This is a genomic window from Actinoplanes sp. NBRC 103695, from assembly GCF_030269485.1.
GTDB lineage: Bacteria > Actinomycetota > Actinomycetes > Mycobacteriales > Micromonosporaceae > Actinoplanes.
The window spans coordinates 1-14,707 of the sequence record NZ_BSTL01000066.1; the positions used below are offsets into that span (position 1 = coordinate 1).

Annotated in this window: 14 protein-coding genes and 2 pseudogenes; 12 read left to right on the plus strand and 4 right to left on the minus strand. The window is 69.3% G+C overall.

Annotation, left to right across the window (positions count from 1 at the left end; genetic code table 11):
• Positions 1–162: 162 nt before the first annotated feature.
• A complete protein-coding gene (locus QSK31_RS47565; RefSeq protein ID WP_285691808.1) occupies positions 163–411 on the minus strand; it encodes a YrhB domain-containing protein in 249 nt (82 codons plus the stop codon).
• Between the two features lie 117 nt (positions 412–528).
• Between QSK31_RS47565 and QSK31_RS47570 the strand changes: the two genes are divergently transcribed.
• The 10 genes and pseudogenes from QSK31_RS47570 to alr all read left to right on the plus strand — a co-directional run bounded on the left by QSK31_RS47570 (position 529) and on the right by alr (position 9,394).
• Positions 529–1,203 carry a hypothetical protein gene (locus tag QSK31_RS47570; RefSeq protein ID WP_285691809.1) on the plus strand — a complete coding sequence of 225 codons (675 nt, stop codon included), beginning with the start codon at positions 529–531 and terminating at the stop codon, positions 1,201–1,203.
• A gap of 127 nt (positions 1,204–1,330) precedes the next feature.
• Positions 1,331–2,093 (plus strand): annotated as a pseudogene (locus QSK31_RS49390) (ISL3 family transposase); the annotation flags it as partial.
• The gene (locus tag QSK31_RS49080) at positions 1,991–2,332 is read left to right on the plus strand and encodes an alpha/beta hydrolase (protein WP_502873130.1); all 342 of its coding nucleotides are present in this window, start codon (positions 1,991–1,993) and stop codon (positions 2,330–2,332) included. The pseudogene QSK31_RS49390 and the gene QSK31_RS49080, both read left to right, overlap by 103 nt.
• Entirely contained in the window at positions 2,332–2,733 is a 402-nt protein-coding gene (locus tag QSK31_RS49085) for an alpha/beta hydrolase fold domain-containing protein (RefSeq protein WP_352244820.1), read from the plus strand. The genes QSK31_RS49080 and QSK31_RS49085 overlap by 1 nt, the downstream gene beginning before the upstream one ends.
• Positions 2,730–2,966 (plus strand): hypothetical protein, encoded by a 237-nt coding sequence (locus QSK31_RS47585; protein ID WP_285691810.1) that lies wholly within the window; start codon positions 2,730–2,732, stop codon positions 2,964–2,966. The genes QSK31_RS49085 and QSK31_RS47585 overlap by 4 nt, the downstream gene beginning before the upstream one ends.
• A 384-nt stretch (positions 2,967–3,350) precedes the next feature.
• Positions 3,351–4,196: an amidohydrolase family protein gene (locus QSK31_RS47590; protein WP_285691811.1), complete on the plus strand. Its 846-nt coding sequence runs from the start codon at positions 3,351–3,353 to the stop codon at positions 4,194–4,196.
• 188 nt (positions 4,197–4,384) lie between these two features.
• Positions 4,385–4,867, plus strand: a complete 483-nt coding sequence (locus QSK31_RS47595) for a DJ-1/PfpI family protein (RefSeq protein WP_285691812.1) — start codon at positions 4,385–4,387, stop codon at positions 4,865–4,867.
• A gap of 830 nt (positions 4,868–5,697) precedes the next feature.
• Positions 5,698–7,104 carry a UDP-N-acetylmuramoyl-tripeptide--D-alanyl-D-alanine ligase gene (locus QSK31_RS47600; protein WP_285691813.1) on the plus strand — a complete coding sequence of 469 codons (1,407 nt, stop codon included), beginning with the start codon at positions 5,698–5,700 and terminating at the stop codon, positions 7,102–7,104.
• Positions 7,104–8,186, plus strand: a complete 1,083-nt coding sequence (locus tag QSK31_RS47605) for a D-alanine--D-alanine ligase family protein (protein ID WP_285691814.1) — start codon at positions 7,104–7,106, stop codon at positions 8,184–8,186. Before QSK31_RS47600 ends, QSK31_RS47605 begins: the two co-directional genes overlap by 1 nt.
• Positions 8,187–8,257: 71 nt before the next feature.
• Complete coding sequence (gene alr / locus QSK31_RS47610) at positions 8,258–9,394, plus strand: alanine racemase (RefSeq protein ID WP_285691815.1); 1,137 nt, start codon at positions 8,258–8,260, stop codon at positions 9,392–9,394.
• A gap of 23 nt (positions 9,395–9,417) precedes the next feature.
• On the opposite strand, the gene QSK31_RS47615 is transcribed toward alr, so the two are convergent.
• The 3 genes from QSK31_RS47615 to QSK31_RS49090 all read right to left on the minus strand — a co-directional run bounded on the left by QSK31_RS47615 (position 9,418) and on the right by QSK31_RS49090 (position 12,377).
• Positions 9,418–10,593 carry a UDP-N-acetylglucosamine--N-acetylmuramyl-(pentapeptide) pyrophosphoryl-undecaprenol N-acetylglucosamine transferase gene (locus QSK31_RS47615; RefSeq protein WP_285691816.1) on the minus strand — a complete coding sequence of 392 codons (1,176 nt, stop codon included), beginning with the start codon at positions 10,591–10,593 and terminating at the stop codon, positions 9,418–9,420.
• Between the two features lie 278 nt (positions 10,594–10,871).
• A complete protein-coding gene (locus QSK31_RS47620; protein WP_285691817.1) occupies positions 10,872–11,150 on the minus strand; it encodes a hypothetical protein in 279 nt (92 codons plus the stop codon).
• A 405-nt stretch (positions 11,151–11,555) separates the two neighbouring features.
• On the minus strand, positions 11,556–12,377 hold the full coding sequence (locus QSK31_RS49090) for an IS5 family transposase (RefSeq protein WP_352244823.1): 822 nt from the start codon (positions 12,375–12,377) through the stop codon (positions 11,556–11,558).
• On the opposite strand from QSK31_RS49090, the pseudogene QSK31_RS47630 reads away from it, so the two are divergent.
• Together QSK31_RS47630 and QSK31_RS47635 are read left to right on the plus strand one after the other, a co-directional pair.
• Positions 12,275–12,664, plus strand: a pseudogene (locus QSK31_RS47630) (NF041680 family putative transposase); the annotation flags it as partial. The gene QSK31_RS49090 and the pseudogene QSK31_RS47630 sit on opposite strands and share 103 nt — an antisense overlap.
• Before the next feature lie 81 nt (positions 12,665–12,745).
• Positions 12,746–14,230, plus strand: a complete 1,485-nt coding sequence (locus QSK31_RS47635) for a transposase (RefSeq protein WP_285691819.1) — start codon at positions 12,746–12,748, stop codon at positions 14,228–14,230.
• Positions 14,231–14,707: the final 477 nt, after the last annotated feature.

Sequence of the window (14,707 nt, forward strand, 5' to 3'; positions counted from 1 at the left end):
GGCCCCCGCGGCAAGGTATACAGACAGGGTTGGGCCTTCGGTCGTGCTGGTTTAGTCACCTTCGCTCGTACTGAAGGCCCTTCCCCATGTCACGACACCACGCCGTACAGGCGCGCACAAGACATCGATCTTCGCCTCGTACCGACGGCCGGAAACCCTTACTTACCAGGGTCTTAGGCGTTGAGCGATTTCTGCACGGGTGCTCGACGGCGCGATCCACGGCTGGTCGCCGTCCTTGGGTACGACCAGCGGGCCGACGGCCAGGCCGTCGCGGAAGTCGCCGGTCTCGATAGCGGCGGCGGTGTTGAACCGGAACAGCCAGCACCGTCCAAGCTGGATCGGGTTGTCCGCTCGTGACCGGCCGGACAGGCGCACGCATCGTCTGGCATCGTCGAGGTGACCGCCGAGCACTTGTCCAGGACCATCGAGCTGGACACAATCGTGTCGTCCCTGATCGATGTCGCGCGCCGGGCGTTGGCACTTTCGGTCGACGGTGAACAGGACGGAGCCGCATGCCGTTCCTAGTGCATGATCCGTGATCGGAACGCTAAGCCCGACTTGTCGATGACCATCCACCGGTTGCTGTTGCGGGTCAGCGGGAGTGCACCAGACGCTCTCGTGGCGTTGGCACGTGTCTGGCTTGCTGAAGGCTGGCTTTCGGGAGTGGTGAGGACGCTTGCCTTCGCCGTCCACGCGGGATACTTCGAGATCACCGAGGAAGAAGCCGTCCTGTTTCAGAGTTTGCTACGGAACGCGGGGGATGAGAGCTTCGCGACCAGGCTGCCTCACGCGCCGCTGCGGGACGTGACGTTGCCGTTCGAGGTGGTAGGCGAGGACCATTTCCGGGGTGGCTGGTCCGGTTCGGCCGACAAGGTGGAAGAGGCGGCGAGCATCGCGGTTCTGAGCTGCCCCGGTGCTCTGCAGCTGTGGCGTGCGTGGCGGGTGCCGATTGTCGCGACCCTCTATCCGTCGCCGAAGCGGTTCTTCCTCGTCCTGGCCGCCGCGGACGCCGACGCGATCCAACTGACCGTGCGGATCCAGCGGGCACTGGCCGAGGCGGGTGAGCGTGATCCACTGGTGGAGGTCTTCGACAACCATACCGTGCTACCTGATCTCTCCCGCCGCGCGACCCGCGCCGGTGATCTGCTGTGGACGACACCGCCAAGCCTCGCGGACAGGCCCGGCCCTGGCCAGCTCAGTTGAACTCCATGCGGCCATCGACATCGAAGGCCGGCCCGGTGTTTAGGCCCGTGCCAGAGGCGAGGAACGCGAGCATCATCCGGGCCACCAATGAGTCGGAGACGTCCGGAACGACGTTACCGCGAGCGTTGATCTGCTGGCACAGGTCGAAGGCCGGAGCACGGCAGCGGTCACCGGCTGGCTTGAGCAACGCCCACTGGCGTGGCGTGAGCAGGTGAACGCGGTAGCAATCGACATGTGCATGGTCTTCAAGTCCGCGATCCGGCAGGTCCTGCCGCACGCGTTGCTGGTCGTCGACCAATTTCTCGTCTGCAGCTGGCCAACCGGGCCGTCACCGAGGTCCGCCGCCGGACGACCCCCACCTGTCGCGGGCGCCGCGGCCGTGCGAGTGATCCGGAATGGCGGATGCGTGACCGGCTGACCCACCCGGATGCGCGGTAAGCACGTGGACCACCTGGTCGACGACTCTTGAGTCGCTGCCCAGCGCGATCGGGTAGCCCCATCCTCGCCGCTTGGAACGCGAAAGAAAGACCTGCTTGACTGCCCGGACCCAGCCCGACCGCGAACGCGTCCGCTAGCTACTGTACCGCCTCTACGCCCGCTACGCCGCCTCTGAGCTGCCCGAACTGCACCGCCTCGCCACCGCAATCGAGACCTGGTGGCCGCAGATCTTCGCGTTCCTGGCCACAGGCATCACATGCGCGACGCGATCGCGGTTTTCGCCCGGTACGCCCCCTCGGTCGCGGTGCACGACGTCGCCGGCGAGCAGGTGCCGGGGCGCGGCGGTCCGATACCGGTACGCGTCTACCGTCCCGAGCGGCCCACCGCGGTCATCGTGTACCTGCACGGCGGCGCGTGGATCACCGGCGACCTCGACACCCACGACCTGGTGACGCGACGACTGTGCCGGGACACCGGAGCCGTGATCGTCGCGGTCGACTACCGGATGCTGCCCGAGCGCCCGTTCCCGGCCCCGCTCGCCGACGCCTACGACGCCGCTGTGTGGGGCGGCGTGCTGCACCCGGACCTGCCGTTCCTCATCGCCGGGGATAGCGCGGACGGCGCCCTGGCGGCCTGCGTCGCGCTGCAGGCCCGGGACGAGACAGCCTGCGGATCGACGCGCAGGTCCTGATGTACCCGGCGACCGACGACGACCTGGACACGGCCAGCATGCGGGCATTCCAGGACGGCCTGCGGGTCACCCTCGACGATCTCCGGTTCTACCTGCGGCAGTACGTGTCGCCGGAGGCGGCGGCTGGGTCGCCGTACGCTCTGCCGGGCCGGGCTACCTCGCTGGCCGGCCTGCCGCCCGCGGTCCTGGTCATCGCCGGCCACGACCTGCTGCGGTCGGCCGAGGAGGACTACGCCCGGCGGCTCCGGGACGCCGGGGTGCCGGTGACCGTGCAGCTCGATGCCGAGCAGGTGCACAGCTGGATCGACTACGCGGCACGCGTGCCCTCGGCTGACGAGGCCGTCGGGCGGCTGGCCGGGCACGTCAACGACCTCATCAGCCGGGCCACCGTGCCCGCGTGACGACCTACGACTTCGTGCTCCGGGGCGGGCGGGTCATCGATCCGGCGAGCGGGCTGGACGGCGTACGCGATGTAGCCCTGACCGGCGACAAGATCGCCGCGGTGGCGTCCGCCGGTCTGGGCGGCCGGACCGAGTTGGACGCGCGTGGGCTGGTGGTGGCGCCCGGGTTCGTCGATCTGCACAGTCACGGGCAGCCATCGGCGAGGGCCGGTTGCAGGCGCTGGACGGCGTGACCACCGCCCTCGAGCTGGAGGCGGGCGCCGTACCGGCGTCGGCCGCCTACGCCCGGGCCGCGGCCGAGGGCCGGCCCGTCAACTACGGATACTCGGTCTCGTGGTCGCTGCTGCACCGGCACGTCGTCGGCGGCCGGCCACCGCCCGCCGCGGCGTCCGGACCCCTCGACGTGCTCGGGTCGGATGTGTGGCGTACGCCCGCCTCGCCGGTCCAGCGGGCCGAGCTGCTCGGGCGACTGGAACGCGAGCTGGCCGCCGGGGCTGGGCATCCGGATACGCCCCGGCTATCGATCCGGCCGAGTTCCTCGAGGTCGCCCGGCTGGCCGCGGCGGTCGGAGTGCCGACGTTCACGCACGCGCGGCCACTGGTCGAACAGGACCCGGCGTGGTCGTCGACGGCGCCGAGGAGCTGACCCGGGTGGCGGGGGAGACCGGCGCGCACATGCACTACTGCCACATCAACTCGACGTCGACCAGGCACCTGGCGCGGGTCCAGACGCTGGTCGAGCGGGTCCGGGGGTGCCGAGGGGCCAGAGTGACCAGCGAGGCCTACCCGTACGGAGCCGGGATGAGCGCGATCGGCTCCGGCTACTTCCATCCCGATCGGCTGCACGTTCTGGGCGTGACCGGCACACCCCGCGACGTGGTCTACGCGCGGACCGGTGAGACGGTCGCCTCGGCCGACCGGCTTCGCGAACTGTGCGCCACCGACCCGTCCGGCCTGGCCTTCATCCGGATGTTCGACGAGGACAGCGCGGCCGACCGCATCGCCGGGATCTGCGCGCTGCCGAACACCGTCATCGCCTCCGACGCCGTGCCGTTCGTCGTCGAGGACGGTCACGCCTGCGACCCGCTGCGGTGGCCGCCACCGGCGCTCGTCCGGACACATCCCCGCAGTGCCGGCACCTTCGCGCGCACGCTGCGAGTGGCGGTGCGGCAGTCGGGGGTTCTCACCCTGCCCGAGGCGATCGCCAAATGCACCGTGCGACTGGCCCGCGTCATCGAGCAGGTCGCACCGGCGATGCGGCGCAAGGGCCGGATCCAGCCCGGCTGCGACGCGGATGTCGTCGTGTTCGACGCGGAACGGGTCACCGACGCCGCGACCTATCGGCATTCGGTACGCCCCTCGACGGGCCGCCACCACGTGTTCGTCACCGGCGAGGCGGTCGTCCGCGACAGCCGGTTGCAAGAGCAGGTCCTACCCGGCCGGCCGGTACGTGGCCACCGGTGAACGGAAGGACACACGTGCAGGTCGCCATCGTTTCTCTACCCCGGATTCACCTTGCTGGACGTAATCGGGCCGTACGAGGCGCTGGGACGTCTGCCCGGCACCGAGGTCGTCCTGGTCGCCGAGCATCGGGCCTGATCACCAATGACCTGAAGAGCCTGCCGATCAACGTTGTCGCGAGCCTGGCCGACGTGCCGCGGCCCGACGTGGTGCTGATCGGCGGCGGCCCCGGTCAGCAGGACCAGATGGCCGACGGCCCGTTGGACGAGTGGCTGCGCGCTGCCGACCGGACCAGCGACTGGACGACGTCGGTGTGCACCGGATCGCTGATCCTGGCCGGTGCCGGACTCCTCGTCAACCGCCGCGCGACGACCCACTCGTCCGCCCTCGACCACCTCGCCCGGCTCGGCGCCAAGCCGTCGACCCAGCGGGTGGTCATCGACGGCCACTACGCCACCGCGGCCGGGGTGTCGGCCGGCATCGACATGGCTCTCACGCTGGCCGGGCGGATCGCCGGCGATGAGGCGGCGCAGACCGTCCAGCTGATCGTCGAATACGCGCCGGAACCGCCCTACCAGGCCGGTTCCGTGGACTCCGCACCGGAGTCGATCGTGGCCAACGCGACCCGGAGGCTGGCGGGGCGATTCCCGGCCACCGAATCCGGGGCTCGCTGATGCGTCGCGCCCACACCCTGGTCGCCGCACTGACCGGCCTTGTGCTGGCGGCCGGCACCGCCGTGCCCGCCCAGGCGGCGACCGCGCAGGGAACGGGCTGGTCAACGCGGTCAACTGGCACTCGTGCCACGACACCCACTCGCACCGCAATCTCCGAGACCGCGAACCCGTCCCACGACGCGACGACGATCCGCGCCCGGAGCACCCAATCCGCAGGCGCGTGCCGCGCTCCCGCGACCTTCCGCACCCGGGCCTGTTCCTCGTCGTCCACGACAGGACGAGCAACGACCAGAGCAGGCACGACATCAACCGCCCTCCACGCGACGACCCCTACAACACGAATCATCACGCAAAGACGGCTTCACCCGATAGTCACCCATTTAAGGGACGACGCACTAATCCGCCAGAGAATTCTGCTCGCTTGGACCGATCGCATCGACGGCCCATTTTGCGCCAGAGTCAGATCTTTATAGACCCATGCTGCCCACACGGCGTCACAGCTCTCGTGCTGGCAATCCTCGTTCGCTTCGAGCGTGAACGTTAGTCGAGTTTCTCTCGTTCAAGACACCGATACGTCTACCTCAGACGTTATTGCTAACCCTTGATCGGAAGGACGACATTGTGCGTCGACGCACAGTTACCCCCGCGTCGCATCGCGTCGAGAATCCGGTGATTTGCTCCAACTATCACCCGGTTTGACACGCATATCCGTCAAGGGGCGAGCGCCAAAGATCGACTTTCGCGCACCACTCTGTTGCCTCGACGCGCTATCACTCGGGAGGAGCCGCACATATGGCCGCCATCGGTAACCAGCCCGTTACGGAGCACATATGCTGACTATGACCCTAGCGGAACTCGCGAGCGCGGTCGGTGGGACCCTTCGCGACGCTGACCCGAACGCCGTGGTGACCGCTCCGGTGCGGTACGACTCCCGGCTGATCGAGCCCGGCGGCCTGTTCGCCGCCTTCCCGGGCGTGAACGTCGACGGCCACGAGTTCGCCGCCCGCGCGGTCGCCGACGGCGCGGCCGTGGTGCTCGGCAGCCGCCCGGTTGGGGTGCCCGCCGTCGTGGTCGAGGACGTGCGGGCCGCGCTGGGCCGGCTCGCCGCCGCCCTGGTCATACGGGCCACCGGCCTGACCGTCGTGGGCGTCACCGGCTCGGTCGGTAAGACCACCACGAAAGACCTGCTCGGACCGGTGCTCAGCCGGCTCGGCCCGACCGTGGCCCCGCCGGGAAACCTGAACAACGAGATCGGGCTGCCCTCGACGGTGTCGCTGATCACCGCCGAGACGCGCTTCCTGGTGAGCGAGATGGGCGCGCGCAACGTGGGTGACGTCACCTATCTCGCGGGGCTGGTCCAGCCTCGGGTCGGTATCGTCACGGCCATCGGCACGCCGCACCTGAGCGGGTTCGGTACCCTGGAGATCACCACCAAGGCCAAGTCCGAGCTGATCGAGGCGCTGCCGGCCGACGGCCGCGCAGTGCTCAACGCGGATGATCACCGAGTGGCCGGGATGGCCGCGAAGTCGGCGGCGCCGGTGACCTTCTATGGCGCGAGCGCCGACGTCCGGGCCGAGGACATCACGGTGGACGCTCTCGGGCGGGCATCGTTCCTGCTCTGCACACCGGCCGGCTCGTCTGCGGTGGCGATGCGTCTGATCGGCGAGCACTATGTGTCGAACGCCCTGGCGGCGGCCGCGGCGGCGCTGGCATTCACCGACGACGTGTCGCTGATCGCCGACGCCCTGAGCAGCGCCGCCCGGGCGTCCGAGGGACGCATGCAAGTCAGCGAGATCGAGCCGGGCATCACCGTGATCAACGACGCGTACAGCTCCAGCCCCACCTCCACCGCGGCCGCTCTGAAGACCGCGGCGGCGCTGGCCCAGGGTCGGCGGCTGCTCGCTGTGCTCGGCCAGATGAACGAGTTGGGCGCCGACTCGCCGCGGCACCACACCGAGCTGGGCGGCACGGCGGCGGACGCCGGCGTGCGGTATCTGATCGGGGTCGGCAACGCCGACGCCGGCCGCATCGCCGCGGCCGCGTCCGCCGGCGGCGTCGAGGTCGAGCACGTGCCCGATGCCGCGGCGGCGCTCGCGCTGATCCACCGGCGCTGGGCGGCCGGCGACGTCGTGCTGATCAAGGGCTCAAACTCGCTCGGGCTGCAGGCGGTGGCGAAACAACTGGTGGCGGAGGGCGCTTCGGACCCCGCGCACGCCGCGACGCAAGGGAATGGCTGATGGCAGGGATCCGCATCGGGGTGCTCTTCGGAGGCCAGAACACCGAGCACGAAATCTCCTGCAACTCGGCGGCCGGCGTGCTGACTCACCTCAACCGGGAGCGGATCGACCCGGTGGCGGTGCGCATCGCCGAGGACGGGACGTGGCGGATCGCCGACAGAGAGGCGACCCCGGCCGAACTCGACGGCGCCACGCTGAAGGCGCTGACCGGTGAGTTCGCCGGCACACGGGCCCAGACTCTGGCCTCGGCGGTCACCGCGCTCGCTGGGCTCGACGCGGTGTTCCCGGTGCTGCACGGCGTGGTCGGCGAGGACGGCACCGTCCCGGGCCTGCTCAACCTGCTCGGTGTCCCGTACATCGGCAACGACGTCGGCGCCTCGGCGGTCGGTATGGACAAGGAGTTCACCAAGGCCGTGCTCAGCGCGGTCGGTGTTTCTGTCGCCGACGGCGTTGTGCTGCGCGGACCCGACGAGACGCTAACCGAACAGGACCGCGAGCGGCTCGGGCTGCCCGTCTTCATCAAGCCGAACTCCGGCGGGTCGAGCATCGGGGTCGTTCGGATCAGCGACTGGGCCGACCTCGATGCGGCGGTCACCGCCGCCTTCAAGATGGACACGAAGGTGCTGGTCGAGCGGGCCGTCCCGGGCACCGAGATCGGCATCTCCGTGCTCGAGTTCCCGGATGGGCGGGTGCTCCCCTCGCCGCCGGTGGACAGCCACATGGACCCGGGCTCGTACGACTTCCTCAGCCACGAGGCGAAATACCACGACAGCTCGACGACGCTGCGTATCCCCGCTGACCTGGAGCCCCGCGTCGCGGCCGATCTGGCCGACCAGGCGGTCCGAGTGTTCCGGGCGCTTGGCTGCACCGGGCTGCTAAGGGTGGACTCCTTCGTACACACCGCGCACGGGCAGACGTCCATTGTGCTCAATGAGGTGAACACGCTGCCCGGCCTCACCCCGGCCTCGCAGTTCCCTGCCGCCTGGATGAGCACCGGGCTCACGTACAGCGAACTGCTCGACATCCTGATCGACACTGCGCTGGCCCGTGGCGTACGCAGCCGGACGGCGCGGGCCTCTTGATGAGCCACCACTTAGAGACCCTGGTCCGCGCTTCGCGGAACGAGCCGATTGTCCCCTTGCCGGCGGCACCGATGGCACAGGCCCTCGTCGACCTGGAGGCCGTCGCCGTCAACACCCGCATGCTGCGGCGGGCGGCCGGCGACGCCGGGCTGATGGCCGTGGTCAAGGCCAACGGCTACGGCCACGGCGCCATCGAGGTGGCCCGGACCGCGCTGGCCAACGGCGCCACCTGGCTCGGCGTGGCCACTACCGACGAGGCACTCGCGCTGCGTGCGGCCGGGGTGGACGCGCCGATCCTGGCCTGGCTTTACCCGCCGGACGGCGGCCTCGCGGACACCCTCGCCGCTCGGATCAACGTAACCGCATCCAGCGTGCACGCCCTGGAGACGATCGCGGCCACCGCCCAGCGGCATGGCCGGGTCGCCCACGTGCACCTGGAGGCGGACACCGGCATGTCGCGTGGCGGCGCCTCCGTCTCCGAGTGGCCCCAGGTCGTGTCGGCCGCCCGAGAGTTGGAGAAGCGCGGGGCGCTGCGGGTCGTCGGGCTGTGGTCGCATCTGGCAGTGGCCGAGGCCCCCGACGACGACGGCGTGAACCAGCAGCTGCGCGACTTCGGCGAGTTTCGCCAGTCCGCCCTGGCCGTCGGGCTGGCGCCGGAGGTCGTGCACATCGCCAACTCGACTGCCGTCCTGCGCCTGCCGGAAAGCCGGTTCACCCTGGTCCGGCCGGGCCTGGCCCTGTACGGCATCGAGCCGATGCCAGGCGTGGTCTACGGGCTGCGACCGGCGATGACCGTCAGCGCGCGGGTATTGCGCACCACGCGGGTCCCGGCGGGCACCGGCGTCTCGTACGGATGGCACCACGTCACCGACCGCGAGACCACCCTGGCGCAGGTGCCGCTCGGGTTCGCCGACGGCGTGCCGCGTGCCGCCTCCGGCCGGGCGGTCGTCTGGGTGCGCGGGCATCGGGTGCCGATCGTCGGCTGGATCACCATGGACCAGATCGTGGTCGACGTCGGTGACCTGCCGGTCCGTGCCGGCGAGTCGGTGACGATGTTCGGACCGGGCGACCGTGGCGAGCCGACGGCCCTGGAGTGGGCCGAGTGGGCGGACACCATCCCGTCGGACATCCTCAGCGGGATTGGCAGCCGGATGCGCCGCACCTACCTGCCGCCCGAGCGCCCGGCGCGGCTGGCCGGCGAAATCTAGATCTAGAACGTGTCGCCGACCGGCTAAGATTTTTGCCGGGCGGCGGCGCTGAGCAGCTCGGCGACGACCCGGTCGGCGGCGTCCGGCTTGCCGTGGCTGGCGGCGGCCGCGGACATGGCCGCCCGGCGCGGCTCGTCGGCGAAGATCTCCCGCACCGTGTCGGCCAGGCGCTGCGGGGTGACCTCGTCGCCCTCCAGCATGATGGCCGCGCCCTGCTGGGCCAGGTGGCGTGCAGTTGCGCGCTGCTCGTCGCCGGCCGCCCACGGGTACGGCACCAGGATGCACGCCTTGCCGAGGGCGGTTAGCTCGGCGACCGTGCCGGCGCCGCTGCGGCTCACCACGACCTGCGCGGCGGCGAACAGGTCGGGCAGCTCGTCGTAGATGAAGTCGACGACCCGGTAGCGGTCGGCCAGATGACCGGGCAGCCCGGCGGCGACCTGCTGCATCTCGGCGATGTCCATGCCGCCGCACTGGTGCACGACCTGGCACTGGGTCAGCAACTCGGGCAGGGCACCGGTGAGCATCTGGTTGACCTGCCGGGCACCGCCGGAGCCGCCCATCACCAGCAGCAGCGGAAGCGCTGTGTCGAGCCCGAAGGCCGCCAGGCCGCGGGTCGGCTGGCCGGCGAGCACGGCGGCCCGGATCGGGTTGCCGGTCACCACCGCCCGGGCCCGGGCCTTGGGCGACAGGTGATCGAGCGACGACTGGTGGCTGAGCAGGATTCGGGTCGCGGCCCAGGCCAGGATCCGGTTGGCGAGCCCCAGCTCGAGGGTCTGCTCGTGTAGCACGTAGGGCACGCCGAACATCCGGGCGGCGAGGCCGATCGGCACCGACACGTAGCCGCCGGTCGATAGGACTACCGACGGCCGGGTACGCGCCACGGTGGCAATCGCCTGCAGCACGCCGAACGGAATCCGGAACGCGTCGACAAAATTGCGGGCCAGCTCGCGCGGGTTGGGCGAGCGGCGCAGTTTGCCGGTGATGATGGCCCGGAACGGGATGCCCTCCCGCTGCGCGATCTTGGCCTCGATGCCTTCGCGGATCCCGACCCAGAGGATCTCCGGCTCGGTGCCGCTCTCGGCGAGCCGGGTCTGCAGGGTGGTGATGGTCGTCAGGGCGGGGTAGGTGTGCCCGCCGGTGCCGCCCCCCGTGACGATCACGCGAAGTCGTTGCAGGTGCTGGGCGCTGTAAAGGGACATTCCTCTTCCGTGGTCAACAGGGGCAGAAGTCCGGGAGTCCGGGCAGTCTATCGGCATCGCGATCAAGAGCTTCCGTCCGGACGTCTCGCACTTGACGACACGAACCAACCTCCCCGCTCCGAGGGGAATTGGAGTTATCGAGGGCGATAAGGGGAAGGTGCACCTGACCTGCAAGGATGGGGTGGCCAGGTCGTATCCGTTGCGGAATCGGGTGCACCTTTCCGGCGAACGTGCTCGCTCAGGACGACCAGCATGTCCGACATCGGGCTACTCGCGCATTAGGCCCCGGTGTTCGCGGATCCACTGTCGGAAGCTGCCGTGCGCCGGGCCTTGGCCGGTCTGGACCCGGTGCCGTTGGGCCGGATCGGCAAGGCACGGCCGAAGGTTCGGGCCTGGGGTTGGGACCAGCTCGCGGCCAGCCGGTCATCGACGATGACCGTGCCGGTGATCGGCTGGTGGTCCGCGATTAACGCTGCTTCGGCCCGGCGGGTCAGTTGCGGCAGGAAGCGGGCGGCATCCGTCAAAGCCTTCCGCAAAGCGGATTCCAGAACAACCACGTCCGGCACCTTCAGACTCCGCAACCGCTGCGCCTTGCGCCGAAAATCGGCGCCCCGTACGTACGAGACGCTTGACCGTACACCGGGGAATTCACGCGGCGGCGCCTTTGCTGTCGGCCCGCCCCTGCGTCGGACCCGGTTGGCCTTGAATCGCAGCGAGCCAGGGCTGTCGGCGAGCGGCCCGCAGTAGACGTGCGCTCCGTTACCGGGCCGGCGCCCTATATGTCGACGCGGGATGACGGATGACGGATGGCTGGAGCGCTGAGCGTGGATGTCCGGCGTGGACGGCTCTGGCGGGTGTGCGGTGTGGGTGCCTAATCTCGGTCGGTGGCGGAGCGTTAGACCCTGGTAAATAATGGTTTCAGGTCTGGTGGTGGCGGGCGAGTCGGCGGGTCATGATGATGATCATGGACCGCTGGACCATCGCGGCGTGATGTTGTGGCAGCCGTTCGTAATCGCGGACGGTGCGCCGGCATCGGTTGATCCAGGAGAACGTGCGCTCGACCGCCCACCTGCGGTGCGGGACCACGAAGGTGGTTTGCCCGGCGAGTTTCGTGACGATCTGGACGGTGAGACGCAGCTGGGCGGCGGCCCAGTTGACGAGTTGGCCGGCGTAGCCGGAATCGGCCCAGACCAGACGGATGCCCGGGCGCCGTCGCGGTCCTGCACGCCGGCGCTGGTGACCGGGACCGCGAGCAGCAGTCCGCAGGTGTCGACCGCGATGTGGCGTTTACGGCCGTTGATTTTCTTGCCCGCGTCGTAGCCACGGCCCGACCGTGCGACGGTTTCCGCGCCTCGCAGCGACTGCGAGTCGACCAGCGCCGCGGTCGGTTGCCGGTCCCGGTGCTCGACGTGCTGACGGACCTGTTCACGCAGGTGGTTATGCATGCGGGTCAGGGTGCCGTCTGCAGACCAAGTCTTGAAATAGTGGTAGACGAGCTTGTGGTGCGGGAAGTCGGCGGGCAGGGCATCCCACTGGCAGCCGGTCCGGTCGAGGTAGCGGATCGCGTCGACGACGTCGCGGCGCGGGTAGACGATCGGACGGCCACGGCCGGTCCCCGCCGGGACATGCGGGGCCAGCACGGCCCATTCGGCGTCGTGGTATCGGACGGATAGTGCCGCGGCTGCCGGTGCTGGAAGGGACCCTGATCCGCCTCGTCGTGGATCATCTACCGGGCGACGGTGATCCGAAACCGTTGTGGTTATGGTCTTCCCGCGTCGACGCATCGCCGTCGCATGTGGATCGGCTGTGGCAGACGTTCCTGCGCCGGTTCGATCTCGAACACACGTTCCGGTTCTTCAAACAGACCCTCGGCTGGACCGCTCCGAAGCTACGCGATCCGCTTGCCGCGGACCGGTGGACCTGGATCGTGATCGCTGCCTACACCCAGCTACGTCTCGCTCGTCACCTCACCGCCTATCTGCGCCGGCCGTGGGAGCGTCCGGCACCCGAGGGCCGGCTGACACCGGCGCGGGTGTGGCGAGGGTTTCGGAACCTGCGCGCGAAGACCGCGAGGCTGTCGCACAACTTCCGATCATTAGCTGTCAAGGGTTGCCGTCAGCCAGGCGACCACAGTGGATGATCATGTCGTGTCGTGGCGTACAACTTCATCTCTCACGGCCCTGATGGCCCGTCGCCGTCGTGCCATGACCTGCGCGATTGGCTTCCGCCGCAGCATCTGTGCTGGCAGATCTTGAGGGTCGTCGGTGAGCTGGACCTGTCGGGGTTCCTGCGGGGCTATCGTGCCGATGGGCAGGGCGCGGCGGCGTATCCGCCACAGGTGTTGCTGGGATTGCTGTTGTACTGCTACTGCAAGGGCATCCGCACCTCACGCAGGATCGAGGCGGCCTGCCTCGATGACGTCGGGTGCCGGATCATCACCGGTAACCAGCACATCGACCATGCCACCGTTGCGCGGTTCCTGCGCCGTCACCACGAGGGCCTGAAGGCACTGTTCGTGCAGGTCCTGGCGTTAAGCAACCAGCGTGGACTGGTAGACCTGTCCGCGGTGGCTGTGGACGGCTCACCGATGCGGGCGGCCGCCGCGCGCTCATCCAACCGAAGCGTTTCAGCCCTGGAGGCCATCGTCGCCGATGGCGAGGCAGAGCTCGACCGGTTGATGTGCGACACGGACGGGGCCGCGGTCGCTGATCACGACGGACGATCCAGGATTGGCGGACCGCGTCGGTTATCACGGCTCGGCGATCGCCTTGCACGAGCCCGCGTGGCCCGGGACCGGCTGTACGAGCGTGCCCTGCCCTCAGCCGGCGAGATTCGGATCAAGGTCGAGGCTGCCGAGCGCATGGTGGCCAGAGCCGAACAGCGCCTGGCCGAGGCCGCTGCCAGCCAGCAGCAGCGGTTGGCTGACTACGCCAGACGCACGCAGCAGGATCAGGCCGCGGGACGGCGGCGTGCCAACGGGCGCCCGCCGGTCGGCGTGGACGCCAAGACCAAGGTCCTCCGCCAGCAGGCCCGGCTGGCCAGGGCGCAGGCAGCATTGCACCGTGCGCGCAACCCCAGGCCAGTCCCGTCGACGACCGCCAGGGCCTCACTCACCGATCCGGCATCTCGGCTGATGCTCGGCAAACACGGCGGATACGTGCAGGGCTACAACATGCAGATCGCCTGCGCCCGCAGCCAGGTCCTCCTCGCGATCGAGTTGCACGACAACCCCTCAGACACCACCGCCCTGATCCCGGTCATCAAACGCGCTCAGCTCAACTGCGCGGCCGCGGGCCTCACCGACGCAGTCGCGGCGTGGCTGGCCGACAGCGGCTATGCCAGCACCGCGAACTTCGCAGCCCTCGCCGATCTCCCGCTGCTGGTATCGATCGCCAAGGAGTACGACCAGCTCCGGACCGTCACAGCCGACCACAAACTGCCCGCAGGCCACCGCGACATGGCGGCGCGACTGGCATCTGCCGACGGTAAGCAGCTCTACGCTCGTCGAGGCGCCCTCGTCGAACCCGGGTTCGCTCAACTATTCCAAAAGTTCGGACGCCGCGTGCACCGCCAGCGTCGACGCCGAGATCAAACTGCTTGGCACCGTGCACAACCTGAACAAGATCTTCCGGCATGACAGCAGGCAGAAGACCTCTTGACAGCTCGTGATCGGAAGTTGTGCGACAGCCTCCCGCACGGCCGGAGAGTGCACCGAAACCCACGACAGCCGGCCCCGGACGCCCACCAGGCTCCCGAAAGCGCCACCCGCCACCCGCCACGACGTCGGCAAAACCACCAAACGCGCCATCACGTTCGAAGAACGCAAACACCGCTCAGGCTAAAGAACAAGCTAAGAGGTGACGGCCGTCTCGGTCGAGCGGGATGGGAGCCGATGAGCGAGAGCCGGGCGCCGAAGCGGATCTCCGGCGCTGCGTACACCGCGTTGCGGGCCGCGTTGGCCGGGGTGTTCTGGTATCGGCCGACCTGAGAGGGCATCTGATCCTCGATCAGGTTGATTCGCGTTTGCCGGCTGTCAGCGGGCGTGCTGGTTCGTTGGCAGTACATGGGGATGGAGCGACGTCCATATCGATCGGACCTGTCGGATGCTCGGTGG